Here is a 21,856-nt window from a genome sequence, read left to right as displayed (position 1 = left end):
GGGTATCTCTGTGGGCGGTGAAACACCGCCCTCTACCGGGGTATAACTTGGGAGACATGAAGGAGGCAGTGTCCGCATGGCGTTGAAGGCGGTGGAGAGGGACGAAAAGCAATTGGCGACGCTCACGATAGAGGTGGGCGCGGAGACGTTTGAAGAGGCCGTGCAACAGGCCTACCGGCGTGGGGCGAGCCGCTTCAATGTGCCGGGGTTTCGCCGCGGCAAGGCGCCGCGCAAGATGGTGGAGACCATATACGGCCCGTCCGTGTTCTATGAGGACGCGGTGAAGGCCTCGTACCCGGACGCTTACGAGCAGGCCGCGGCGGAGGCCGGCGTCGAACCGGTGGAGCAGGCCGACATCGAGATTCTGGAGATTGGACCCGAGGGGTATTCATTCAAAGCGCGCGTCCATGTGCGTCCCGAGGCCGAGGTGGGGCAGTACAAAGGCCTGACGGCCTTCAAACCGCCCGTGGAGCTCCCGGGCGAGGCCGTCGAAAGCGAGCTGGCGCGGATGCGTACCCGAAACGCCCGCCTCCTCGTAGTCGACCGCCCCGCCAAAGATGGCGATACGGTGACTTTCGACTATGAGGGTTTTGTGGATGGAGCCTCCTTTGAGGGGGGCAAGGGCGAGAACACGCGGCTTGTCCTGGGGTCAAACCAGTTCATACCAGGTTTTGAGACGCAGCTCGTCGGCCGTGCGGCCGGCGAGGACGTGAGCGTCACGGTCACCTTCCCGGAAGAATACCACGCGCCGGAGTTGGCTGGCCGGGAAGCGGCCTTTGCGGTGCACGTCCACGAGGTCAAGGAGTCGGAGGAACCGGAGCTGGACGACGAGTTCGCGAAGGATGTGTCGGAGTTTGACACGCTGGAGGCATTGCGCGCCGACATCCGGGCCAAAATGACGGCGCAGTATGAGAGGGCGTCCGACGAGGCCTATGAGGATGCGCTTGTCGACAAACTGGTCGCCGAGACCCGAGTCGAGATCCCCGATGCGATGGTGGAGGAGGAGGTTGGCTCCATGCTGGAGCGGATACAGGGCAACCTCTTGTCCCATGGGATGGATCTCGACGCCTATCTGAACATTCTCGGGCAGACGTTCGAGACGCTGTGCGACGGGCTGCGCGTGAAGGCCCGCCGGCAGATCACCGCGGATCTGGCCTGCGAGAAAATCGCCGCGCTTGAGCGGCTGGAGATCTCCGAAGAGAAGATGAACGCCGAGTACGAGACGCTGGCGGAGCAGGTCGGCAAACCGGTGGAGGAGCTCAAGCGCGTCATAGACGAGAAGACATTGCGCCGCCGTCTGATGGTCAGAGAGGCGGCGGCTCTGGTGCAGGCGCACGCGGTTCCCGACACGGTACCGCCCGAGGCGGCGGGGGAGGCCGCTTCGGCGGATGTCTCCGCCGAAGTATTTGAAGCATCTAAAAAGGCCGAAGCCGCGCCGTCGAAAGAACCCGCGCGCAGGAAGGCGGCCGAGAAAGATCCGGACGCCTCGGAAGACGAGTGACCGCAGCCTCTTTGGGGCGTGTATAGATTTGTCCGTTTTGGGAAGACTCGACCCCTGTGACCGATTTGCTGTCACTGATTTGTGAGGACTGATTTGTGAGGAAGGAGTGATTGTCATGAGCCTTGTCCCCATTGTTGTGGAGCAGACAAACCGCGGAGAGCGTTCCTACGATATATACTCCCGCCTGCTCAACGATCGCATTGTATTTTTGTCGGAAGAAGTGAACGACGTGACGGCCAGCTTGGTCGTGGCGCAGCTTCTGTACCTGGAAGCCCAGGATCCCGACCGCGAGATCCAATTTTATATCAACAGCCCGGGGGGGTCGATCACGGCCGGTATGGCGATCTACGACACGATGAATTATATCAAGGCCGACGTGTCCACGATGTGTGTGGGCATGGCCGCTTCCATGGGCGCCTTTCTGCTGGCCGCCGGTACCAAGGGTAAGCGTTTTGCGTTGCCAAACGCCGAAATTATGATCCACCAGCCTTCCGGCGGCGCGCGCGGGCAGGCGTCCGACGTCAAGATCCACGCCGAGCACATCATACGGGTGCGGCACAATCTCAACAAGATTTTTGCGGACATCACCGGCAAGCCGATTGACGTCATCGAGCGCGACACCGAGCGCGACAATTTCATGACGGCGGAGGAGTCCCTGGCCTATGGCCTGATCGACAAAGTGCTCGACAAACGATAACAAAACCGACGGCCGCCTGGCCGACCGATACCGAATCATCATTGCCGTCCGGCAGCAAAATGGAGGTAACCCATGCCAAAGTCCGACGACAAAAGGACCGTCACTTGTTCTTTCTGCGGGAAGAGCCAGGACAGGGTCAAGCGGCTGATCGCGGGGCCCGGCGCCTATATCTGCAACGAGTGCGTTCATCTCTGCCTCAATATCCTGGATGAAGGGTTTGAGGTGCCACCCAAACGGAATTTCGAATCCGCCGATGCGTTGCCGAATCCGCAGGAGATCCGCGCCATTTTGGATCAGTACGTGGTGGGGCAGGAAAAGGCCAAGATTGCGCTCTCCGTCGCCGTGTACAACCACTACAAGCGCGTGAACTACGGCGGCGGCGAAGATGTGGAGCTGCAAAAGAGCAACATCCTCATGCTGGGGCCGACGGGCTGCGGCAAGACGCATTTTGCCCAAACGCTGGCCCGCATTTTGAATGTTCCGTTTGCCATTGCCGACGCCACTACACTGACAGAGGCCGGTTATGTGGGCGAGGATGTGGAGAACATTCTGCTCCGCCTCATCCAGGCCGCCGACTACGACATCGAACTGGCCGAGCGCGGGATCATCTATATCGATGAACTCGACAAGATTGCCCGCAAAAGCGAAAACGTCTCCATCACGCGGGATGTGAGCGGCGAGGGCGTACAGCAGGCACTGCTCAAGATCTTGGAGGGGACCATTGCCAATGTGCCGCCGCAGGGCGGGCGCAAGCACCCCCACCAGGAGTTCATTCAGGTCAATACGGCGAACATCCTCTTCATCTGCGGCGGCGCCTTCGACGGCATCGACAAGATCATCGAAAACCGGATGGGCAAGAAAGGCCTTGGGTTTGGCGCGCAGGTCGTGAGTCGCAAGGAGAAGGATCTCACCTCCGTTCTGGCCGAGATCCAGCCGCACGACCTGCTCAAGTACGGCATCATCCCGGAACTCGTCGGCCGCCTGCCGGTCATTGCCCCACTCGGGACACTGACGCGGGATGAGCTCATCCTGATTCTCACGGAGCCGAAGAACGCGCTGACCAAGCAGTATAAAAAGCTCTTCGAGTACGACGGCGTGGAGCTGGCGTTTGCCAAGGACGCGCTGGAGGCGCTGGCCGACCGCGCGGTCGAGCGGAACATTGGGGCACGCGGCCTGCGCGCGGTGATCGAGGAGTCTATGACGCCCATCATGTACGAGATTCCCTCCGATCATACGATCGAGCGCGTCGTCGTCACGGCCGACACGATTTACGGCAAGGCGCCGCCCGAAATTTTGCGGGACCCCGAGAAACAAAAGCGTCTCCCGGTGCCGAAGGTGACCAAGACCAAGGCGCCGACCAAACGGGTGAATGTATCGTAATTACAGACGACAGGGGCGCGGCCAACCGGCTGCGCCCCTGTCGCAAAAAATCGAGGGGGATATCATTGCCAAGCGCTTGATTTTGATGATATAATGAATAAAAGGTTCAGGTGTCAAACGTCTTGACTGACGCCTGAACCGTAAAAACGACAGGTGTGAGAGTATGAAACAGCTGTGCCACGACCTCGCCGCGTGGGAGGCCTATCTGACCTCGCAGGCGGGTCTCACGGCGCTCACGCTGCTCTACGGAGACGGCGCGCGCGACCAGGCGGCGCGGTACCTCGCCGCCGCACGACGGTATGTGGAAAGATTTGGAAATCACCCCTTCGCGTTCCTTTCCGCGCCGGGTCGGACGGAGCTCTCGGGCAACCACACGGACCACCAGCGCGGACGCGTGCTGGCCGCCGCGGTGGCGCTGGACATTCTGGCTGTGGCCGCGCCCGCGGAGGATGGACGGGTCCGGATGTTTGACAGCTACGGCGACATCGACATCAACGTGGACGACACGGCGCTCCATCCGGAGGAGGTCAACCGGACGGAGGCGCTGATCCGCGGCGTGGCTGTAGGGATGCGAAACCACGGGTACCGCGCGGGGGGGTTTGACGCGCATCTCACGTCGGACGTCCCGAAGGGGAGCGGACTCTCCTCCTCGGCGGCCATTGAGGTGTTGTTTGGCACGCTCATGAACCATTTCTACAACGCGGGCCGCATCGGCGCCCCCCGGGTGGCGCAGATTGGCCAGTACGCGGAGAACGTCTATTTTGGCAAACCGTGCGGGCTGATGGACCAGATGTCGTCCTCGGTAGGCGGGATCGTCAGCATCGATTTCAAGGACACAGAAGAGCCGCTGGTGCGGCGGCTCGCGTGCGACGGTTTTCCGCCGGCGTACACGCTGTGTATTGTCGACACGAGGGGAGATCACGCCGATCTGACGCAGGAGTACGCGGATATCCCGGGGGAGATGCGCGCCGTGGCCGCCTACTTTGACAAAGAGGTGCTCCGCGACGTCAGCCAGGAGGCGTTTTATGCGGCGCTGCCCGTGCTGCGTGAGCAGGCGCCCCAGCGGGGCGTGCTGCGCGCGATACATTTCTTTGGAGAAAACGAGCGCGTGGTACACCAGGCCAAAGCGCTGGAGGACGGCGACATGGAGACGTACCGCACGCTGATGCTCGCGTCGGGCGATTCATCGTTCAAACTGCTGCAAAACATCTTCCCGGTGACGCACACGGGGGAGCGGAGCGTGGCCCTGGGTCTGGCGCTCTCGGAGCGGATGCTCGCGGACACCGGGGCGTGGCGTGTGCACGGCGGCGGATTCGCCGGCACGATACAGGCGCTGGTACCGCGCGTGCAGGCGGCGGCGTTTACGGCGGAGATGACGCGCGTCTTTGGCGGCGGCTGCTGTTATCCGCTGATGGTGCGGCCGGTGGGCGGGTACTGTCTGCCGGGTCCGGCGTTTTGATCTCCGCAGACAAGAATTCGGTTTAATAGTTCCTACAAGGAGGAGAATATGAAACAGCAGGTATTGGTACTCGGGGGCGCCGGTTACATCGGCTCTCACACCGTCTATGCGCTGGTGGAAAGCGGCTGCGACGTAATCGTCGCGGACAATCTGGAGACAGGGTACAGGCAGGCGGTTCACCCCAAGGCGGTCTTTCGGCAGGGCGATATCCGCGACAGGGCCTTTTTGGACGACTTGCTGTCGCACAGCAATGTCGGCGCGGTGATCCATTTCGCGGCCAACTCGTTGGTGGGCGAGAGCATGACGAATCCGCTCAAATATTACGACAACAACGTAAACGGCACGCGCATTTTACTCCAGAGCCTGGTGGCGCACGATGTCAAACGGATCGTCTTTTCCTCCACTGCCGCCGCCTACGGCGAGCCGGAGCGGGTGCCCATCCTCGAGAGCGACCCCACCCGTCCCACCAATACATACGGAGAGACAAAGCTCTCGATGGAGAAGATGTTTCACTGGACGGAGGTGGCGCACGGGATCCGTTACGTCTCTCTGCGTTACTTCAACGCCAGCGGCGCGCACGAGAGCGGGCAGATCGGCGAGGCGCACGATCCCGAGACGCACTTGGTGCCGCTGGTGCTGCAGGCGGCCCTTGGGAAGCGCGCGCGGGTGGACATATACGGGGACGACTACGACACGCCCGACGGCACCTGCATCCGCGACTACATCCACGTCTGCGATCTGGCGCAGGCGCACATCCTGGCCATGTTGTACCTGCTGGTGGACGACAACCCGAGCGACATCTTCAACCTGGGTAACGGCAACGGCTTCTCGGTAAAAGAGGTCATCCGCGCGGCGGAACGCGTGGTGGGCCGGCCGATTCCCAACGAAGTCGCCCCCCGCCGGGCGGGGGATCCGGCGCAGCTCGTCGCCTCCAGCGAGAAGATCCGGCGCGTGCTGGGCTGGAACCCGCAGCGCACCGACATCGATGAAATTGTGGCGTCCGCGTGGGCCTGGCATCAGGCGCATCCGGACGGGTTTGGAGGGGCATGATGGTCTGCCGCGCGATTGACGCTCTCCTGCGCTATGCGAAACGGACCGGATTGCTCGTCCCCTTTGAGGAGATTTACGCCCGCAACCGCCTTTTGGAGCGGCTCGCTCTTTCCGCCTACGAGCCGCCGGCCGCGGCGGAGGGTACGGACGCCGTACCGCCGGAACCGCCGCTGGAGCAGATCCTCGAAACATTGACGGCTCACGCGGCGCGGCAGGGACTTTTTGCGGACAGTCCCGCCGCGCGCGACCAATACGAGACGGCACTGATGGAGATTCTGACGCCCCGCCCCGCCCAAGTGGTGGATGCGTTTTATAGGGCCTATGCCCGTTCGCCGCGGGAGGCGACCGACTATTTCTATGCCCTCAGCCAGGACGTAAACTACATCCGCCGCTACCGGACGGCGCTCGATCGCCGTTGGAAGACGCAAACGCCGTATGGCGCTATCGACATCACGATCAACCTGGCAAAGCCCGAGAAGGACCCGAAGGACATTGCGGCGGCGCGTTTGCAGCCACACGGCGGGTACCCCGCCTGTATGCTCTGCATGGAAAACGAGGGTTACGCCGGGCGCATCGATCACCCCGCGCGGCACAACCACCGCATCATCCCAATGGGACTCGGCGGCGAGGCGTGGGGGCTGCAGTACTCGCCCTACATCTACTACCGGGAGCACTGCATTGTGCTGAACCAAGCGCATGTGCCTATGGTGATGAATCGGGGTACGTTTGAAAAGCTCCTGGGGTTTTTAGAGCAGTTCCCCCATTACTTTGTCGGTTCCAACGCAGAGCTGCCGATTGTGGGCGGGAGCATTTTGAGTCACGAGCACTTCCAGGGCGGGCGCTACACCTTTGCGATGGAGTTGGCGCCCGTCGAGCGATCCGTCGCCCTCGGCGGCGGCTTTGCGGACGTGGAGGCGGGCGTAGTCAAGTGGCCGATGAGTGTGATTCGCATTGCGCACGCGGACAAGCGGAAGCTGGTGGCGGCGGCGCTGCACATTTTGGCGGCGTGGCGCGGGTATTCGGACGAGCCGGCGGGGGTCTTCGCCCACTCCGACGGTGTGCCGCACAACACGGTCACGCCCATCGCGCGGATGCGGGGGGAAAAATTTGAGCTGGATCTCGTATTGCGCAACAACATCACGACGCCGGAGCATCCGCTGGGGGTATTTCATCCGCACGCGGAGTATCACAACATCAAGAAGGAAAACATCGGTCTCATCGAGGTGATGGGTTTGGCCGTGCTGCCGGCGCGCCTGCTGGAAGAGATGGAGCGGCTGAAGCAAGCGCTGCTCGCCGGCGAGGATGTGGCTTTTGTCGAGGAGATCCAAAAACATGCCCACTGGGTGGCGAGATGGCGGGGGAGCTATCCCGCCATCGGGCCGGACAATGTGGATGAGATCATCCGAGATGAGCTCGGCCGCACCTTCACCGCCATTTTGGAACAGGCCGGTGTCTTCAAACGCGACGCCGCCGGCCAGGCCGCCTTCGACCGTTTCCTCGCGGTGTTGTAGCTTATCATGCATCGCAACCGCGGGCGGCAGGATGCCGCCCTTGCTTTTGGAGGTGGGGATATGAGGATAGAGTCGCTTGAAATACACAATTTTAAATCATTACAAAACGTGAGCTTGACGGATCTGCCGGGGATGGCCGTATTCGTTGGTCGCAACGGGGTAGGAAAAACCACGTTGTTTGATGTATTCGGCTTTGTAAAAAAGTCCTCCTTATAAAATTGAAATTTGTACTTCAATTTTATAAGGAGGGGGCAACTGTTCTACGCACTTCTGACACCTGAACCATTCATGTTTCATGGATAAACGCGGGGTCAAATGTTGGCTGGAAATTGTGTCCGCCTTTTGGATTGTCCGGGTCTTCGCCGAGTTCGGCTACAAATTCGTCTGACAGCGGATGGACAACGGACCGACCGTCCCTTTGGTACTTGATCGTGCCGAGGTAGTTGTAGCCCTTGCTTCCGCACCAGATACCCTTGTTGGCAAACCGCACGGAATACGCCGGCAGGCCGCGCAGGTTCTCATAATAATCCGGAAGCCATAGCGCGACTGCGTACTCGCCCGTCTCCATATCCTTAGGGAGCGTCACCGAAGCGTCTAACCTGTTTTCGCCGCTCAGCCATGTGCGAGCGTCCACGTTCATAAGCTCGATGTCGTAGCGGTTGACGCCGTCATCGAACACCACAAATATCGGACGAAGCCTGATGATGCCCGCGTAGCCGTCGTTGTGAAGTATTGCCCTGATAGCGAAAGTGTCCCCGTTCTTGGCGTTGGTGGTAAACGCTGCTGTGTCAAGGCGAAGCCTGTAGCCGAGTTTGCGCTCAAGACGGGTGTAGGCGCTCTCGGCGGGGTCGTTGCCGGAGGCGGGGAGCCAGATGCCTTTCCAAAAGTCAAGATGCTTGACATGCCAGCTGCGGTTTATCATAGTCAGCTTTCTTGCCGCGGCTTCACTGAGCGCCAGTTGCGCGCCCGCGTCAACCACCTCGGTATTGGCCAAGGGGTCGTCTTTGCCGAAGTCGAGGTCGTCGTCAGGGTACCATGTCGTTTCTCCGTATTGCAGGACATCGCCTCCGTACGATGTCTCAAGCTGAGCCGCAAACGCCGCAACCTCGTTGACTTGGTCGTATTTCTTGTCATCGTCCCAATAGGGGTAAAACGCCTCTTCCCAACCCCCGGCGCGCGTATGGCTCATGACGAACGACGCGAACGAGTCGTCGTGCAGGCCCAGGCGGTCAAGCTGCGCCTGGGTCAATATGGTCGCGCCCTGCGGAGGGTTCTCCGCCAACGCTTTTATCTCCATAAGGAATTCGACGTAGCGCATGACGACAGGTATGGTATCCGGCGTGTGATCGAGTAACTGTTTAATAAGCCGATAGCGCTGCGCGCCTTGCTCCGGAGAGTTTATGTCTGTCGTTGGCATGCCGTTTTCGTATTCAGGACGGTCTTCGCGTTTATAGGACTTATTGTCCACCATGACATAGTCGTCGTCATTATGCCACTCTCCCCACGGGCCGAGTATCCCGGCGGATAAGCTCTCCACAATATCGGAGTTTTCGGTAATGACCGCTCCGATTTGCTCAATATGCCGCAAATAGTTCTTCTCGACAACCATCGGCGTCCAAGCGTCCGCATATACTATGCGCAGAGTGATTTTCATCCTTGCTTCCCGTACAACCTGCAATGCCCTGGAAAGTTCGTCCAAGAAGGACTGAGGCAGCTCGGGCGAATTGATGTATTTGTTCACGTATATATTGGCATCCAGCATCGTAACCCCGTCTTGACGCGATGAGCGCAGCAGTTTCAGATAACCGCCGCCCAAATACCAGGAATCATATTCCGGATCGGTGAGCCACTGTGCGTAGTCCTCCTCGAAATCCTGCGGATGAAGAGGGTCAAGCCCGCTAAAATTTTCAAAATATCCTCTCTCCGGGTTGGTTATTACACTCGTGAAATCTGGCGTATAGGCGAATGTTTGTGTCTTCGAAGTGGCCGAACAGCTTACGGCAGCCGCCATTAGCGAGAACAAGATAACAATCGCAAATCCGAATGTCAGAGTCTTCTTGCCGATTCGATGGGGATGGCGCGTTTTCATTTTTTCTCTCCTTGTGGAACCTCTTGCTGTTTCATCAGAGGATTTTTCTAGTTGGGAGATTTAATCCCAAATAAAAACCTTGTGATGCGTGTTCTTTTGCACAGCTCATATGTCGCGAATGTGGCTAAGATGCTCACTGTCATAATCAGAATGATTTGCATCAGTATATTGTCTGTCAACATAAATATGCAATATGCTACGGCCACAATCCATGATTGATGGAAAATATATACAGAAAAAGAGGAGGTCGAAAAGTAGTCGGTCACTTTGTTTTTGAAGTTCAAACAATGTCTGCCCATTCCCATGAGGGATAAAATCGCCGCCCACGCATAAAAGTGGGAAAAAATATCATAAACAATATCGGGGATATCGCCAAAAACTCCACACCAGCACAGCAACACTACGGTCATGGAGAGGGCAGAAAGAATCAATAGTAAAAATCGATGTTTATCGACTTTTTCAAGGACATTCTCATCGAATAAAAAGAAGCAGCCGAGTAGGAAATACACAAAGTATTCGCCGAGACTTTTTCCTTTTATATTCACTATAAATGTACCAAACAAAGGCAAAAGAAATAAGAGAAGTAAAAGAGGTAAATTTACCTTTTGAAAAGAGAGCTTTCTGTTTGCCCTTTGATATGCGCTCATCATGGGCAAAGCAACCAGAGAGATAACAAACAAATAAAAGATAAACCACAAGTGGCCAGGCGTGAACCCTCCCGTGTATCCCGAAAGGTCGGTTGGCTTTGTGAAAAATAGTATGTATTGTTGAAAATACCCCCCGGTATATCCATTGTGAAAGCGCTCCGCAAAAAAAGTCTGTACGGGGATCAGCAGTAAGACGCCGGACAGCAAGGGGATCAGCAGTTTAGAAATCCGTTCTTTTATATATTGCATCGCGGTTCTTTTCTGCAATGCAAACGCTGAGCTCATACCCGCAATCACAAACAACAACGGCATAAACCAAGGTCCGATTGCAATCATAATCCCTGTTGTCAGTGACACATTTGCCCCTTTGATATAAAAGTTCTCTCCAAATGAATTGTAAATCATAAAGGTGTGGTATGGAAAAAGCAGCAGCACTGCCATCCAACGCAAATGATCAAGAAAACATCTTCTCATGTACCCTCCGACGTTCCCAATGCCTTGCAGGTTTTTCCCTGAAACTTGGGTTAGCACATGCTTTTCTCGTCTAATAACCCGAACACAAAATCGTTAAGTTGCGGAATATCTTCCTCGATAGCTTGCCAAATTTGCCGCATATCGAGTTGCCAATAGCCGTGCGCCGCAATATTTCTAACTGCCACAATTTGAATCCATTCGATCTTCGGGTGGCGGTCCTTGAAGTCATCGGAGAGATGATTAGCGCACTCACCGATTGTCAGTATCGACATTGACAGTGCGTGTTGCAGGGTTTCATCGTGCAGAAACTCATCGCGTGAGGTTTTTGCTGTTACGCTCTTTATATAGCGAAGCTCATCCGCGATTCGTCCAATGTTGGTCTTGTCACGTTCGTTCATATGATTTTCTCCGTGCATGATACGTGCAGTTTGTCGGGGCGGACAAGAGGCAACGTAACCACGTCAACAGGCAGACCGAGAGAGCGTGAAAGTTCTTCTCGGAATCCCATAACTTTGAATATTGACGGCACGGGCGCGGCAAACAAGACGAGGAAATCCGCATCGGAGCTTTCATCTGCCGTGCCATCTGCATATGAACCGAAAAGTTCAAGACTAACAACATTATATTTTTTTGCGACAGGTTTCGCCCTATCGCGAATTGCTTCAAGAGTAAGCGTAATATCACCGCCTTAATTATTCCTTACTCGAACCTGTGGCTCTATTCGCGTATCACTATGCTACGTCGGCATAGTCAACAATAGCGACCTCTTTGATGATACACTCCAGTCGGTCAATAATGGCCTCCAGACTTTGCATGACATCATCCGTAAAATATGCCTCGCCGCATTGCTCGCAGACCACAGTGGGAACATTCTTGATGATAATAACACACTTGTCAAGCGTGACGGCGTGGGTCTTAAACTTTTGCTCTGTGTCGCTTTTACAATGGAAACAAGTCATATCATTCTCCTGCCTTTCTTGTGACAGTCTAAGCGGTCGTTCTTGCCCTCGCGTCGCCGCAACAGAAAAACATAAGTCAAGCCTCCCGAAAGAATTTTTTTAAAAAGTTTGTTGGGGGCTTGACTTATGGGTGGCGGAGGAAGAGGGATTCGAACCCCCGTAGGCTTGCGCCCAAACGGTTTTCAAGACCGCCGCGTTATGACCACTTCGCTATTCCTCCATGCCCCTACATTATACATGGCGCGCGGCGCTCTGGCAAGTGTTTTGCGTGCAGACTACGCCCAGACCCCGTTTGTGTTCCACCGTGTGGACATTTTTGCCGAAGCTAGGTTGACAGAAATCATAAGATACGGTAAAATTAAATTCTAGTTTAAGTCATAACACACGGAAAATCCGGCCTTCTCCGGCCTGTCACGGCGCGGAAGACCCGATATGGCCTGCGCCGCCCGTGTTTGTGTCCGAAATATGGTAATAAATGTAAATTGTCAATGCTTTGTTGTCAATTGCAATGCTCGGAGGGTTATCATGCACATTCGATATCTTGGTACAGGCGCCGCGGAGGGATTTCCCGGCGTATTTTGTCAGTGCCCCGCCTGCCGCGAGTCGCGCGCGCAGGGCGGGCGAAACGTGCGCCGCCGGTCGTCGATGCTCATCGACGGCGCCTTGCTTGTGGATCTGCCGCCGGATCTGCTCTCGCAGGCCGCCGAGTGGAAGCTGGAAATGGGTGGAATTGAGTATCTTTTGGTGACGCACACGCACGCGGACCACTTCTACGCGGCGGAACTCTCTAACCTGCGCGCGCCCTATTGCCTGCACGCGGAACGGAAAAAACTCTACGTCTATGGCAGTTACGATGTCTGGGACCGCATGGAACGGGTGCTGGGCGCCGACGAGCTGGCGCGTTTGGAACCGCTGATGGAGTTCACGGAGCTCAAACTGTTCACGCCCGCCACCTTCGGCAAATATACTGTCACGCCGCTGCAGGCCCGCCACTGCCCGGGCGCCTTTATCTATCTGATCGAATCGGAGGGCAAGGTGCTGCTCTACGCCAACGATACCGGCTTCTTCCCCGAAGAGACATGGGACTTTTTGGTGGGTCGTTCGGTGCATATGGTCAGTATGGACTGCACAAACCCCATCCATTCCGACACGCCCAACCACATGACGCTGGAAGACAATGTGACCGTCAAGCGCCGGTTGTTCCAGCAAAAGAGCTCCACCGCGCGCACGCGCTATCTGGCCACCCATTTCTCGCACACCTCCGGATTCCTGCACCGGCCCATGGAGGAGCGTCTGCGTCTCTACGGCATCGGCGTCGCCTACGACGGCCTGGAGGTCGAAATCTGACGTCGGACTCCGACGGGAAGGGAAAGACGGCTCGCGTGTCGAAAGAGGCTTTGACACTTGAACCAGAGATGCGTCTGACATGCGAGCCGGGCGTGGTTGCCGCCATGAAATTAGGCATTGTCGGCTTGCCCAATGTGGGCAAAAGTACGCTGTTCAACGCGATCACCCGTGCGGGCGCCGAGTCGGCCAACTATCCGTTTTGCACGATCGAACCCAATGTGGGGATGGTCTCTGTCCCGGATGAGCGGCTAACCGCGCTGGCGCGTATGCACAACCCGCAGAAAATTACCCCCGCGGTCGTCGAGTTTGTGGACATCGCCGGGCTCGTGCGCGGCGCGTCGCGGGGCGAGGGGTTGGGCAACCAGTTCCTGACGCACATCCGCGAGGTGGACGCGGTCGTCCATGTCGTGCGCTGTTTTGACGACGACAACATCATCCACGTCGAAGGCGGCGCCGACCCGGCTCGCGACATCGACATCATCAACATGGAACTCATCCTCTCGGACATCGAGCTCGTGGGCCGCCGGATCGACAAAGCCGGCAAGCTGGCAAAAGGGGACCGAAAATACCTCGCGGAGGCGGCGCTCTTCAAGCGCCTGTCGGACCACCTGGACGCCGGCCGGTCCGCCCGCTCGTTTGTCAGCGAGGACGAGGGCGAACGCGCGCTGACGGCCTCGGTGCCGCTGCTGTCGGGCAAACCTGTCATCTACTGTGCCAACATGGACGAGACCGGGTTTGTCGGCCGGGCGGACAGTCTCTACCTGCGGGCCGTGGAGGAAATCGCCGCGCGCGAAGGCGCGCAGGTGCTTCCAATCTGCGCGAAATGGGAGCAGGATATTGCGGAACTGCCGGAGGAGGAGCGGGCGCTCTTCCTGTCCGAGTTGGGGCTGGAAGAAGCCGGCCTCGACAGGCTGGTGCGCGCCTCCTACACACTGCTGGGGTTCATCTCCTACCTCACCGCCGGGCCGCCGGAGGTGCGTGCGTGGACCATCCGGAAGGGGACCAGAGCCCCCCAAGCCGCGGGCGTCATCCACTCCGATTTCGAGCGCGGGTTCATCCGCGCCGAGGTGATCGCCTTCGACGACCTGATGGCCGCCGGCGCCATGGCCGCCGCGCGGGAGCGCGGTCTCGTGCGCTCGGAGGGTAAGGAGTACGTCATGCGAGACGGCGACGTCGTGCTGTTCCGGTTCAATGTCTGACCCCGGGCTCCGCGCCCCCGCGCCGCGCATCGAGCTCATCGACGCCGTGCGGGGTTTGTCGATCTTGCTGATGGTGGCGTACCACGCCGGGTACGACCTCGTGACGGCGGGATTTTTGCCGTATAGTCTGCTCTTCAACCCGCTGCTGTCTGTGCTGCAGCCCTTCTTTGCCGGCGTTTTCATTCTGCTGGCCGGCGTGTCGGCTCGCTTCTCGCGGGACAATCGGCGGCGCGGACTGCAGGTCCTCGGGTGCGCGCTGCTGGTGTCGCTTGCCGCCGGGTTTGTGAACGTCCCGATCCCGTTCGGTATTTTGCATTGCTTGGGCGTTTGCATGGTGATCTGCGGCCCTCCCGCCGTCTGGGTGGACCGCATTCCGCGCGGGTGGCAGCCCGTGCTTTTTTCCGCACTCTTTGTCGCGGGGTATCTGTGGTTCCCGCTCTATGCCGCGGGCGCCTCGCGGTTCCCATATCTGTACATGTTCGGCGTTTTGTATCGGGGGTTTCGCGCCTACGACTATTTCCCGCTCATCCCGTGGTTCTTCCTGTATCTGCTGGGCGTCTGGCTGGGCGCGTACATCCGGGAGCGGCGTTTCCCCGCGTGGTTTTACACGTGGCGCGTGCCCGTGCTGCCGGCCGTCGGCCGGCGTACGCTGCTTATCTATCTGCTGCATCAGCCCGTCATCTACGTCGTCGTCCAGTGGGCGGCAGGATTGGCGGCCAAATAGAACGGAGGCGGGGTCTAAAAAGACGGCCCCGGGTTGTCTATGTCGTTTGTTTTGCTGAAGACGGAGGGCCGCGCGCGGCGCGGCGTATACCGGACGGTCCACGGGGAGATCCAAACGCCGGTCTTTATGAATGTGGCCACACAGGCCGCCATCAAGGGCGGGCTGTCGTCGTTCGACCTGGCGGACGTCGGTTGTCAGGTTGCGCTCTGTAACACTTACCACCTGCACCTGCGCCCCGGGGAGGAGACTGTCCGGGCTCTGGGTGGGTTGCACGGATTCATGCGCTGGTCCGGCCCCATACTCACCGACAGCGGCGGGTTTCAGGTGTTCTCGCTGGCCTCGCTGCGGCGCGTCACGGAGGAGGGCGTCTGGTTCGCTTCGCACATCGACGGGCGGCGGCTCTTCCTTGGGCCGGAGGAATCCGTGGCTATCCAGGCGTCTTTGGGCGCGGACATTGCGATGGCTTTCGACGAGTGCGTCTCAAATCCCGCGCCGCGCGACTATGTGGAGGCGTCCTGCACCCGCACCGCGCGCTGGCTTGTGCGCTGCCGGGACGAATGGCAGCGGCGGTTGACGACGACCGAGGGCGGAGCGCAAAACCTGAACCAGGCGCTCTTTGGCATCAACCAGGGCGGGACATACGACGACCTGCGGGTCGCGCACATGCGGGAGATCGCCGCGCTGGCGCTGCCCGGCTACGCCATCGGCGGGTTGGCGGTGGGGGAGAGCACCGAGGAGATGTACCGCATCATCTCCCTGGTCGAGCCGCACATGCCGGAGGACCGGCCCCGGTACCTGATGGGGGTGGGCACGCCGGGCAATCTCCTGGAGGCGGTGGCGCGCGGCATGGATTTCTTCGATTGCGTGCTGCCTGCCCGCAACGCGCGGCACGGGCATCTCTACACCGAAGAAGGTTGCCTGAACATTAAAAACGAAAAATACGCCCGAGACGCCGCGCCCGTCGACGGCGCCTGCGGCTGCCCGCTTTGCCGGCACTTCAGCCGCGCCTACTTGCGGCATCTGTTCAAAGCGGGGGAGCTCTTGGCCCTGCGCCTTTCCGTGCTGCACAACTTGTTTTTTTACAACCGGCTGATGACCGAGATCCGCGACGCCATCGACGCGGGGCGCTTTGCGGCGCTCCGGCAGGCCAAGGTCGAGCGCCTCGATCGGCGGATCTGAGGGTCCGCCGAAAAGAACCCCCGCTCTTTGGCCTGCCTCTTTCGGGTGCGCGCGCAAAAAGTACGAAAGTTCAAACTTTTACTTTCCAGCGCGGTGAGGGTGTGATACAATAACGTGGGTTGCATCTGCAACCCACAACCTAAATTCTTGTTTTGTGTTGCCGCTTCGCGGCAACGAGGTATTATTGTGCGGTTGGGCCGATAGGGCGGCCGTACAGGTTGGATGGATATGGGGATGCATATGAACTGGAGACGAAACAGGAGAGCGGTGGGTGTCGCGCTGGCGGCTATGCTGGCGGCCGTGACGGCCGGCTGCGGGTCTGCCGCGCGAACGCCGGTGTCCGTGACATGGGACGATCTGTTCGGCACCGTCGTCACGGTGTCTTTGTATGACAAGATGAGCGAGAAAGAGGCCGACGCGGCGCTGGCGGCGGTCCGCGCGCGCGGCGAGGTCATTCAAAACACCATGACGGCCCACACCCCCGGCAGCGAGATCGGCGCTGTCCGCGCCGCAGCCGGGCAGGCGCCGACGCCGGTGTCGGAGGACACTTACGGGCTCCTCGCGCGGGCGTTGGAGATCGCGGAGCTCTCAGGCGGCGCGTTTGACCCCACGATCGAACCGTTGGTGGCGCTGTGGGGCATCGGTACGGAGACGGCCGCCGTGCCGGTTGAGGCCGACGTCGCGCGCGTCCGCGCTCTGGTCGACTACCGCCGGGTGGCGCTGGATGAGGCGAACCGCACCGTGTATCTTCCCGAAGCCGGTATGGGCCTGGACTTGGGTGGGATCGCCAAAGGCTATGCGGCCGACGAGGCGAACCGATTGTTGGGCGAGGCCGGTGTGACGCACGCTATCTTGGACTTCGGCGGCAATGTGGTGCTGCGCGGCGGCCACCCGGAGGGAAAACCCTGGCGGGTCGGAATCCGCAAACCGGCGCCCGGCGAGGACGGGTACGCGTGCGTTCTCTCTCTGTACGACGGCACCGTCGTCACCTCCGGCGGGTACGAGCGCTACTTCGTCGCGGAGGACGGCGCCGTTTACCACCACATCATGGACCCCGCCACCGGCCGCCCGGCCGAGACGGGATTGCTCTCCGCCACGATCGTCTGCGACGATTCCACCCGGGCCGACGCGCTCTCCACCGCCTGTTTTGTGCTGGGACTCGACGGCGCCCTGGCGCTGCTCGACACGTTGGACGGCGTGGAGGGCGTGCTGATTGCGTCGGACCGAACGATCCACACGACGCCGGGTCTCGCGGACGTCTTTGCGGTCGCCGACGAGCGCTATGTGTGGGTGAACGCGCCATGAAAAAAGCCGACGTTCTCATTCTGGTCGGCGTACTGGTATTGGCCGGCGCGCTCTTCCTAGTCTTTGCCCGGGACGGCGGCGACACTGGCGCGCTGACGGCGGAGGTCTATCTCGATGGACGGCTGGTGGAGCGCATTCCCCTCGACGGGTCCGTCACCGAGCGGCGGATCGAGACCGGGGACGGCGGCTGGAACCTGCTGCGCGTCGAGCCGGATGGCGTGCGGGTGGTGGAGGCCAACTGCGGCAATCTCACCTGTGTACACACGGGGCGCGTCTCCGTGTCCGGCGGCGTCATCGCCTGTCTGCCCCACCGGGTGCTCGTCAAGCTCACGGGGCGTGCGGAAGGGGAGGTGGATGTCGTTGTCGGCTGATCCGAAGGAAGGGCTTTCGGCCGTACGGCGCTTTGCGCTGCTTGCCATGATGTTGACCCTGGCTCTGATCCTGGGCATCGTGGAACGGGCCATCCCGATGGACGTGATGATCCCCGGCGTACGGCTGGGGCTGCCCAACGCTCTGATCCTGCTCGCGATTTACCTGTTTTCGTTTCGGGACGTGCTGACGCTCGTCGTTCTCAAGTGCGTGATGACGGCGCTGCTGGCCGGCACGTTTGTATCGTTCTTTTACAGCATCAGCGGGTCTCTGCTCAGTTTCTTCGTCATGTACGCGCTTTTGCGCGTCTCCCGCGCACTCGTCACCTCGCACGCAGCCCCCCGTCCCCCGCACTCAGCACTCAGCACTCAGCACTCAGCACTTAATATCAGCCCGGTCGGCGTCAGCATCACGGGCGCGGTCTTCCACAATCTGGGGCAGCTGCTGGCCGCCTGCGCCGTGCTAGGCAGCGCCTACGTGTTTTCTTATCTGCCGGTCCTGCTTGTGTCGGGCGCGGTCACGGGACTGCTCGTGGGTCTGGCCGTGAAATATACGCTGCCCTATGTGTGGCGGCATGTGGGCGGGTCCGGACGCCCGCCTGGCGAAAGCGAAAATAAAAAATAAAATACGGGACGGCCCTTGACAAGAAGGACGGATTTCTGCTACAATAACCATTACTGAGTCTTCGCGCTTTGCCGTTGCGACGCGACAGGCTGGTGTAGCTCAATCGGCAGAGCAGCTGATTTGTAATCAGCAGGTTGCTGGTTCGATTCCGGTCACCAGCTCCATCCACCTTCCGGGCGGTGCGCCCGGAGTCTTTGCGGGGGAACCGACAGGGGGGAGTTCCCGAGTGGCCAAAGGGGGCAGACTGTAAATCTGTTGCGTGATCGCTTCGATGGTTCGAATCCGTCCTCCCCCACCAAATAGGCGGCTGGCGCCGCGGTGAAAAGTCCTTGATTTCAAGGGCTTTTTACTTTTGCGGGACACGTTATTTTCGTAAGAAAATCGTAAGAAAATTGTCGGGTCTGCCGTAAGAAATTCCTGTTACGCTGAGAGACGGTTGGCGAGGGCGTGCGAAAAGAGGAGGGGAAGTCCGATGGGTCGGGAGACCATTTTGGTGGTGGACGACGATCGTGAGATCACGCGGGCCATACGGGTGCTGCTCGCGCAGGAGGGGTACGAGGTATATACGGCCTCGGACGGGCGGGAGGCGCTTGAGATCCTTTCGCGCGAGGAGATCCGGCTGATCGTGCTGGATGTGATGATGCCGCGGCTGGACGGTCTCTCCGCCACGATGCGGATCCGTGAGGACGACAACATCCCGATCATCATCCTCTCCGCCAAGAGCGAGGACAGCGACAAGATTCTGGGCCTCTCAATGGGCGCGGACGACTATGTGGCCAAGCCCTTTCACCCGCAGGAACTGGTGGCCCGGGTGAAGAGCCTGCTGCGGCGATACACGACCCTGGGCGACATCGAGAGCCGCTACCGGTCGTCCCGGATTGTGAACGGCCGATTGATCCTCGACACGGAGGCCAAGCAGCTGTTGGTGGACGGAGAGAGTGTGCGGCTCACCGCCACCGAGTACAAGATCGTGTCGCTGCTCATGCAAAACGCCGGCGTCGTGTTTTCCGCGGAGAAGATCTACGAGCGGGTCTGGCACGAACCGTCCTACTCGGTGGAGAACACGGTCATGGTGCATATCCGGCGCATCCGCGAGAAGATCGAGATCAACCCGCGCGAACCGGACTATTTAAAGGTGGTGTGGGGCATTGGCTACAAGATGGAAAAACACCCTGAAAAGCGTCCTTAGCCGGCGCGCGGTTCGCGCGCTGCTCTTCCTCGGTGCGGTGGCCGCGGTGACGGCGCTGTGCGTCGAGGTGTACTTCTGTACGCTGCTCATGCGACAGCGGAATATCCAATTTGAGAGTCTGGTGGTGCCGACCTATCTGGACAGCCAGATTTTCAGGCGTGAGGTGGGCGACGCGGTCTACCGCGCTACGCAGCCGTTTCAAAGTGACCCGCCCATATACTTCGAGGACACAGATTTGGAGACGCTGTTTGTACACGCCTTCAGCGTCGCGGATGAGAGCAGGCAAGTGCGCAGCCATAACTGGCACTACGAGGACGATATCTTGGTTTCCTACCGGCGAGAGAAATGGTCCATAAAAATGCTGCTGCCGCAGATGATAAGCTTGCCAGAGGTGTCGCTGCCGGGAGATCTCACCATGGAGATATCGTTTTGGCCCTCCTTTGGCGAGTTGTCGGCCGATACGCGGATGGATATGCTGACGGAGGCGATACAGACGGCCTATGAGATCTTTCAGCGGACACCGTCTCTGCCGCAGGGATTGCTGTATCCGGGCAGCTTGGTACGGGACTACTACGTGGCGTCCGATGCGCGGAGCGTGGGCTTTATCCCGAACGGCGCGTCGGTGTTTCCGCGGTCTGCATACCATATTATCTACGAAAATGAGCAGTGGGATTTCGGGACGGCGCTGCAGCGTTCGCTGAAAGCGGGCGCAGGTTGGCCGACGCCGTCGCCCAAATACGACGTCTATCTCACGCTGGACGAGACGCAGGTTGCGGAAAAGCAGCAGGCGTGGGGCATCGGCCGCGCCTTGATCCTGCCGTACCTGTACGTGTTGGCGGCACTGGGTCTCCTGCTGTTGCTCCTGTTGATCCTCCTGTGCATCGGCGCCGGCCGGACGGCCGACAGCGGGACGCGCCGGTTTTTTCTCGACCGAGTCTGGGGCGAATGTCATCTGACGCTGCTGTGCGCGGGTCTGCCGCTGCTGTTCACATTGATTGTGTCAATCGCGTACAGCGGCGGATTTTCGACGGGGTCCTATTACGAAGAGATCGTGATCCCATGGACAGTCGGCGCGGCGGGGGTGGGGGTCTCCGTTCCCTGGCTGGCGGTGTTTCTGTCCCTGGTCCGGCAGGCCAAGGACGGCCGATTTTTCACCCACAGTCTGATCGGCCGGATCCTGCGCGGGGCCAGCCGCTTCCTCCGGGCGCTCGTCTCTTGGCGGCCCTGGGCCGGGCATCCGCCGACCAAGCGGCTCTTCAGGCGGCAGCTTGTCTATATCTGCCTCGGCACGATACTCGGTCTGCTGGTAGTGGTGGTGGGAGAGACTTGGAGGACCGGCTATGTGCTCGTCTTTCTCGCACTCATGCTGCCGGGCACCGTTTGGTACGTGCTGGCCAATCGGCGGACCTACCGGGAGATCACTCGGGGGTTCGACGCGAGCCTGGCGGAGCAGCTGAGGGCGGAGAAGATGAAGACGGCGCTTGTCACCAATGTCTCCCACGACCTGAAGACGCCGCTCACCTCCCTGATAGGGTACATCGAGCTGCTCTCGCGGGAGGAGACTCTCTCCGACACCGCGCGGGATTATGTGTCCGTACTGGCGGAGAAGGCCGAGCGGCTGAGACATCTCCTGGTTGACCTGTTCGACCTCTCGAAGAGCACGAGCGGCGACATCGCACTCGAACTGGAGACGCTGGACCTCAAAAAGCTGGTAGAGCAGACGGTGGCGGACATGCGCGACCGCATCGACGCGTCGTCCCTGATACTGCGGCTCCGGCTGCCGGAGCACCCGGTGGAGCTTTACGCCGACGGCCGTAAGCTCTACCGCGTACTGCAAAACCTGCTGGACAACGCGCTCAAGTACGCGCAACCGGGCACCCGGGTGTACGTGGACTTGGAGGCGGGGACGGACAGCGCCCGCATACTCCTCCGCAACACGGCGGGATACGAGATGAATTTTACCAAAGAGGAGATTTTACAGCGTTTCGCCCGCGGCGACGCGTCCCGCACGACGGAGGGCAGCGGCCTGGGCCTCTCGATCGCGGAGAGCTTCGCCCGCCTCTGCGGCGGCCGGCTCGACGTGGACATCGATGGGGATCTCTTCAAAGTGACGGTGACCTTCGCGGCGCAGTGACGGTGGGGTATCGGGAGCT

21 protein-coding genes and 3 tRNA genes are annotated in these 21,856 nt (G+C 59.7%); 18 read left to right on the top strand and 6 right to left on the bottom strand.

Annotated elements, in window-relative coordinates:
• The first annotated feature begins 76 nt into the window (after positions 1-76).
• The 7 genes from tig (at position 77) to LBK75_02475 (ending at position 7,814) form a co-directional block, all read left to right on the top strand.
• Positions 77-1,501: a trigger factor gene (tig, locus tag LBK75_02505; GenBank protein ID MDR1157164.1), complete on the top strand. Its 1,425-nt coding sequence runs from the start codon at positions 77-79 to the stop codon at positions 1,499-1,501.
• Positions 1,502-1,616: 115 nt separating this feature from the next.
• Complete coding sequence (clpP, locus tag LBK75_02500) at positions 1,617-2,198, top strand: ATP-dependent Clp endopeptidase proteolytic subunit ClpP (GenBank protein ID MDR1157163.1); 582 nt, start codon at positions 1,617-1,619, stop codon at positions 2,196-2,198.
• A gap of 72 nt (positions 2,199-2,270) precedes the next feature.
• Complete coding sequence (clpX, locus tag LBK75_02495; GenBank protein MDR1157162.1) at positions 2,271-3,578, top strand: ATP-dependent Clp protease ATP-binding subunit ClpX; 1,308 nt, start codon at positions 2,271-2,273, stop codon at positions 3,576-3,578.
• A gap of 163 nt (positions 3,579-3,741) precedes the next feature.
• Complete coding sequence (locus tag LBK75_02490) at positions 3,742-5,037, top strand: galactokinase (protein MDR1157161.1); 1,296 nt, start codon at positions 3,742-3,744, stop codon at positions 5,035-5,037.
• Between the two features lie 48 nt (positions 5,038-5,085).
• Positions 5,086-6,087 (top strand): UDP-glucose 4-epimerase GalE, encoded by a 1,002-nt coding sequence (gene galE, locus LBK75_02485; protein MDR1157160.1) that lies wholly within the window; start codon positions 5,086-5,088, stop codon positions 6,085-6,087.
• Positions 6,087-7,598: a UDP-glucose--hexose-1-phosphate uridylyltransferase gene (locus tag LBK75_02480; protein MDR1157159.1), complete on the top strand. Its 1,512-nt coding sequence runs from the start codon at positions 6,087-6,089 to the stop codon at positions 7,596-7,598. Before galE ends, LBK75_02480 begins: the two co-directional genes overlap by 1 nt.
• A gap of 60 nt (positions 7,599-7,658) precedes the next feature.
• Positions 7,659-7,814 (top strand): AAA family ATPase, encoded by a 156-nt coding sequence (locus tag LBK75_02475; protein MDR1157158.1) that lies wholly within the window; start codon positions 7,659-7,661, stop codon positions 7,812-7,814.
• A gap of 70 nt (positions 7,815-7,884) precedes the next feature.
• Here the strand turns inward: LBK75_02475 and LBK75_02470 are convergent, their stop codons facing one another.
• The 6 genes from LBK75_02470 to LBK75_02445 form a co-directional block, all read right to left on the bottom strand.
• Positions 7,885-9,687: a DUF4832 domain-containing protein gene (locus LBK75_02470; protein MDR1157157.1), complete on the bottom strand. Its 1,803-nt coding sequence runs from the start codon at positions 9,685-9,687 to the stop codon at positions 7,885-7,887.
• Between the two features lie 47 nt (positions 9,688-9,734).
• The gene (locus LBK75_02465; protein MDR1157156.1) at positions 9,735-10,865 is read right to left on the bottom strand and encodes an acyltransferase family protein; all 1,131 of its coding nucleotides are present in this window, start codon (positions 10,863-10,865) and stop codon (positions 9,735-9,737) included.
• Positions 10,859-11,206, bottom strand: a complete 348-nt coding sequence (locus LBK75_02460; GenBank protein ID MDR1157155.1) for a DUF86 domain-containing protein — start codon at positions 11,204-11,206, stop codon at positions 10,859-10,861. The genes LBK75_02465 and LBK75_02460 overlap by 7 nt, the downstream gene beginning before the upstream one ends.
• Positions 11,203-11,466: a nucleotidyltransferase domain-containing protein gene (locus tag LBK75_02455; GenBank protein ID MDR1157154.1), complete on the bottom strand. Its 264-nt coding sequence runs from the start codon at positions 11,464-11,466 to the stop codon at positions 11,203-11,205. Before LBK75_02455 ends, LBK75_02460 begins: the two co-directional genes overlap by 4 nt.
• A 73-nt stretch (positions 11,467-11,539) precedes the next feature.
• The gene (locus LBK75_02450) at positions 11,540-11,767 is read right to left on the bottom strand and encodes a type II toxin-antitoxin system MqsA family antitoxin (GenBank protein ID MDR1157153.1); all 228 of its coding nucleotides are present in this window, start codon (positions 11,765-11,767) and stop codon (positions 11,540-11,542) included.
• 131 nt (positions 11,768-11,898) lie between these two features.
• Positions 11,899-11,987, bottom strand: a tRNA-Ser gene (locus LBK75_02445).
• A gap of 305 nt (positions 11,988-12,292) precedes the next feature.
• Between LBK75_02445 and LBK75_02440 the strand changes: the two genes are divergently transcribed.
• The 11 genes from LBK75_02440 to LBK75_02390 all read left to right on the top strand — a co-directional run bounded on the left by LBK75_02440 (position 12,293) and on the right by LBK75_02390 (position 21,837).
• Positions 12,293-13,114, top strand: coding sequence for a hypothetical protein (locus LBK75_02440; protein ID MDR1157152.1), 822 nt, complete (start codon positions 12,293-12,295; stop codon positions 13,112-13,114).
• Positions 13,115-13,218: 104 nt separating this feature from the next.
• The gene (ychF, locus tag LBK75_02435; protein ID MDR1157151.1) at positions 13,219-14,313 is read left to right on the top strand and encodes a redox-regulated ATPase YchF; all 1,095 of its coding nucleotides are present in this window, start codon (positions 13,219-13,221) and stop codon (positions 14,311-14,313) included.
• The gene (locus tag LBK75_02430) at positions 14,306-15,037 is read left to right on the top strand and encodes a DUF1624 domain-containing protein (protein ID MDR1157150.1); all 732 of its coding nucleotides are present in this window, start codon (positions 14,306-14,308) and stop codon (positions 15,035-15,037) included. Before ychF ends, LBK75_02430 begins: the two co-directional genes overlap by 8 nt.
• A gap of 39 nt (positions 15,038-15,076) precedes the next feature.
• Positions 15,077-16,216, top strand: coding sequence for a tRNA guanosine(34) transglycosylase Tgt (gene tgt, locus LBK75_02425; protein MDR1157149.1), 1,140 nt, complete (start codon positions 15,077-15,079; stop codon positions 16,214-16,216).
• Positions 16,217-16,456: 240 nt separating this feature from the next.
• The gene (locus LBK75_02420; protein ID MDR1157148.1) at positions 16,457-17,521 is read left to right on the top strand and encodes an FAD:protein FMN transferase; all 1,065 of its coding nucleotides are present in this window, start codon (positions 16,457-16,459) and stop codon (positions 17,519-17,521) included.
• A complete protein-coding gene (locus LBK75_02415; GenBank protein MDR1157147.1) occupies positions 17,518-17,892 on the top strand; it encodes a NusG domain II-containing protein in 375 nt (124 codons plus the stop codon). The genes LBK75_02420 and LBK75_02415 overlap by 4 nt, the downstream gene beginning before the upstream one ends.
• A complete protein-coding gene (locus LBK75_02410) occupies positions 17,882-18,514 on the top strand; it encodes a Gx transporter family protein (GenBank protein ID MDR1157146.1) in 633 nt (210 codons plus the stop codon). Before LBK75_02415 ends, LBK75_02410 begins: the two co-directional genes overlap by 11 nt.
• Positions 18,515-18,602: 88 nt before the next feature.
• Positions 18,603-18,678, top strand: a tRNA-Thr gene (locus LBK75_02405).
• 48 nt (positions 18,679-18,726) lie between these two features.
• Positions 18,727-18,812: transfer RNA gene (locus LBK75_02400), tRNA-Tyr, on the top strand.
• A 174-nt stretch (positions 18,813-18,986) separates the two neighbouring features.
• On the top strand, positions 18,987-19,703 hold the full coding sequence (locus tag LBK75_02395) for a response regulator transcription factor (protein MDR1157145.1): 717 nt from the start codon (positions 18,987-18,989) through the stop codon (positions 19,701-19,703).
• The gene (locus tag LBK75_02390) at positions 19,663-21,837 is read left to right on the top strand and encodes a HAMP domain-containing histidine kinase (protein MDR1157144.1); all 2,175 of its coding nucleotides are present in this window, start codon (positions 19,663-19,665) and stop codon (positions 21,835-21,837) included. The genes LBK75_02395 and LBK75_02390 overlap by 41 nt, the downstream gene beginning before the upstream one ends.
• The last annotated feature ends 19 nt before the right edge of the window (positions 21,838-21,856 follow it).

The organism is Oscillospiraceae bacterium (genome assembly GCA_031265355.1).
In the GTDB taxonomy this organism is placed as follows: domain Bacteria; phylum Bacillota; class Clostridia; order Oscillospirales; family UBA929; genus JAIRTA01.
The sequence above is the reverse complement of the archived record's forward strand: the minus strand, read 5'-3'. Positions and strand labels throughout refer to the sequence as shown.

What these genes read in the sequence shown, in the direction of transcription:
- tig (MDR1157164.1), top strand. Translation starts at nt 77, where the DNA reads ATGGCGTTGAAGGCGGTGGAGAGGGACGAAAAGCAATTGGCGACGCTC.
- clpP (MDR1157163.1), top strand. Translation starts at nt 1,617, where the DNA reads ATGAGCCTTGTCCCCATTGTTGTGGAGCAGACAAACCGCGGAGAGCGT.
- clpX (MDR1157162.1), top strand. Translation starts at nt 2,271, where the DNA reads ATGCCAAAGTCCGACGACAAAAGGACCGTCACTTGTTCTTTCTGCGGG.
- LBK75_02490 (MDR1157161.1), top strand. Translation starts at nt 3,742, where the DNA reads ATGAAACAGCTGTGCCACGACCTCGCCGCGTGGGAGGCCTATCTGACC.
- galE (MDR1157160.1), top strand. Translation starts at nt 5,086, where the DNA reads ATGAAACAGCAGGTATTGGTACTCGGGGGCGCCGGTTACATCGGCTCT.
- LBK75_02480 (MDR1157159.1), top strand. Translation starts at nt 6,087, where the DNA reads ATGGTCTGCCGCGCGATTGACGCTCTCCTGCGCTATGCGAAACGGACC.
- LBK75_02475 (MDR1157158.1), top strand. Translation starts at nt 7,659, where the DNA reads ATGAGGATAGAGTCGCTTGAAATACACAATTTTAAATCATTACAAAAC.
- LBK75_02470 (MDR1157157.1), bottom strand. Translation starts at nt 9,687, where the DNA reads ATGAAAACGCGCCATCCCCATCGAATCGGCAAGAAGACTCTGACATTC.
- LBK75_02460 (MDR1157155.1), bottom strand. Translation starts at nt 11,206, where the DNA reads ATGAACGAACGTGACAAGACCAACATTGGACGAATCGCGGATGAGCTT.
- LBK75_02450 (MDR1157153.1), bottom strand. Translation starts at nt 11,767, where the DNA reads ATGACTTGTTTCCATTGTAAAAGCGACACAGAGCAAAAGTTTAAGACC.
- LBK75_02440 (MDR1157152.1), top strand. Translation starts at nt 12,293, where the DNA reads ATGCACATTCGATATCTTGGTACAGGCGCCGCGGAGGGATTTCCCGGC.
- ychF (MDR1157151.1), top strand. Translation starts at nt 13,219, where the DNA reads ATGAAATTAGGCATTGTCGGCTTGCCCAATGTGGGCAAAAGTACGCTG.
- LBK75_02430 (MDR1157150.1), top strand. Translation starts at nt 14,306, where the DNA reads ATGTCTGACCCCGGGCTCCGCGCCCCCGCGCCGCGCATCGAGCTCATC.
- tgt (MDR1157149.1), top strand. Translation starts at nt 15,077, where the DNA reads ATGTCGTTTGTTTTGCTGAAGACGGAGGGCCGCGCGCGGCGCGGCGTA.
- LBK75_02420 (MDR1157148.1), top strand. Translation starts at nt 16,457, where the DNA reads ATGAACTGGAGACGAAACAGGAGAGCGGTGGGTGTCGCGCTGGCGGCT.
- LBK75_02415 (MDR1157147.1), top strand. Translation starts at nt 17,518, where the DNA reads ATGAAAAAAGCCGACGTTCTCATTCTGGTCGGCGTACTGGTATTGGCC.
- LBK75_02395 (MDR1157145.1), top strand. Translation starts at nt 18,987, where the DNA reads ATGGGTCGGGAGACCATTTTGGTGGTGGACGACGATCGTGAGATCACG.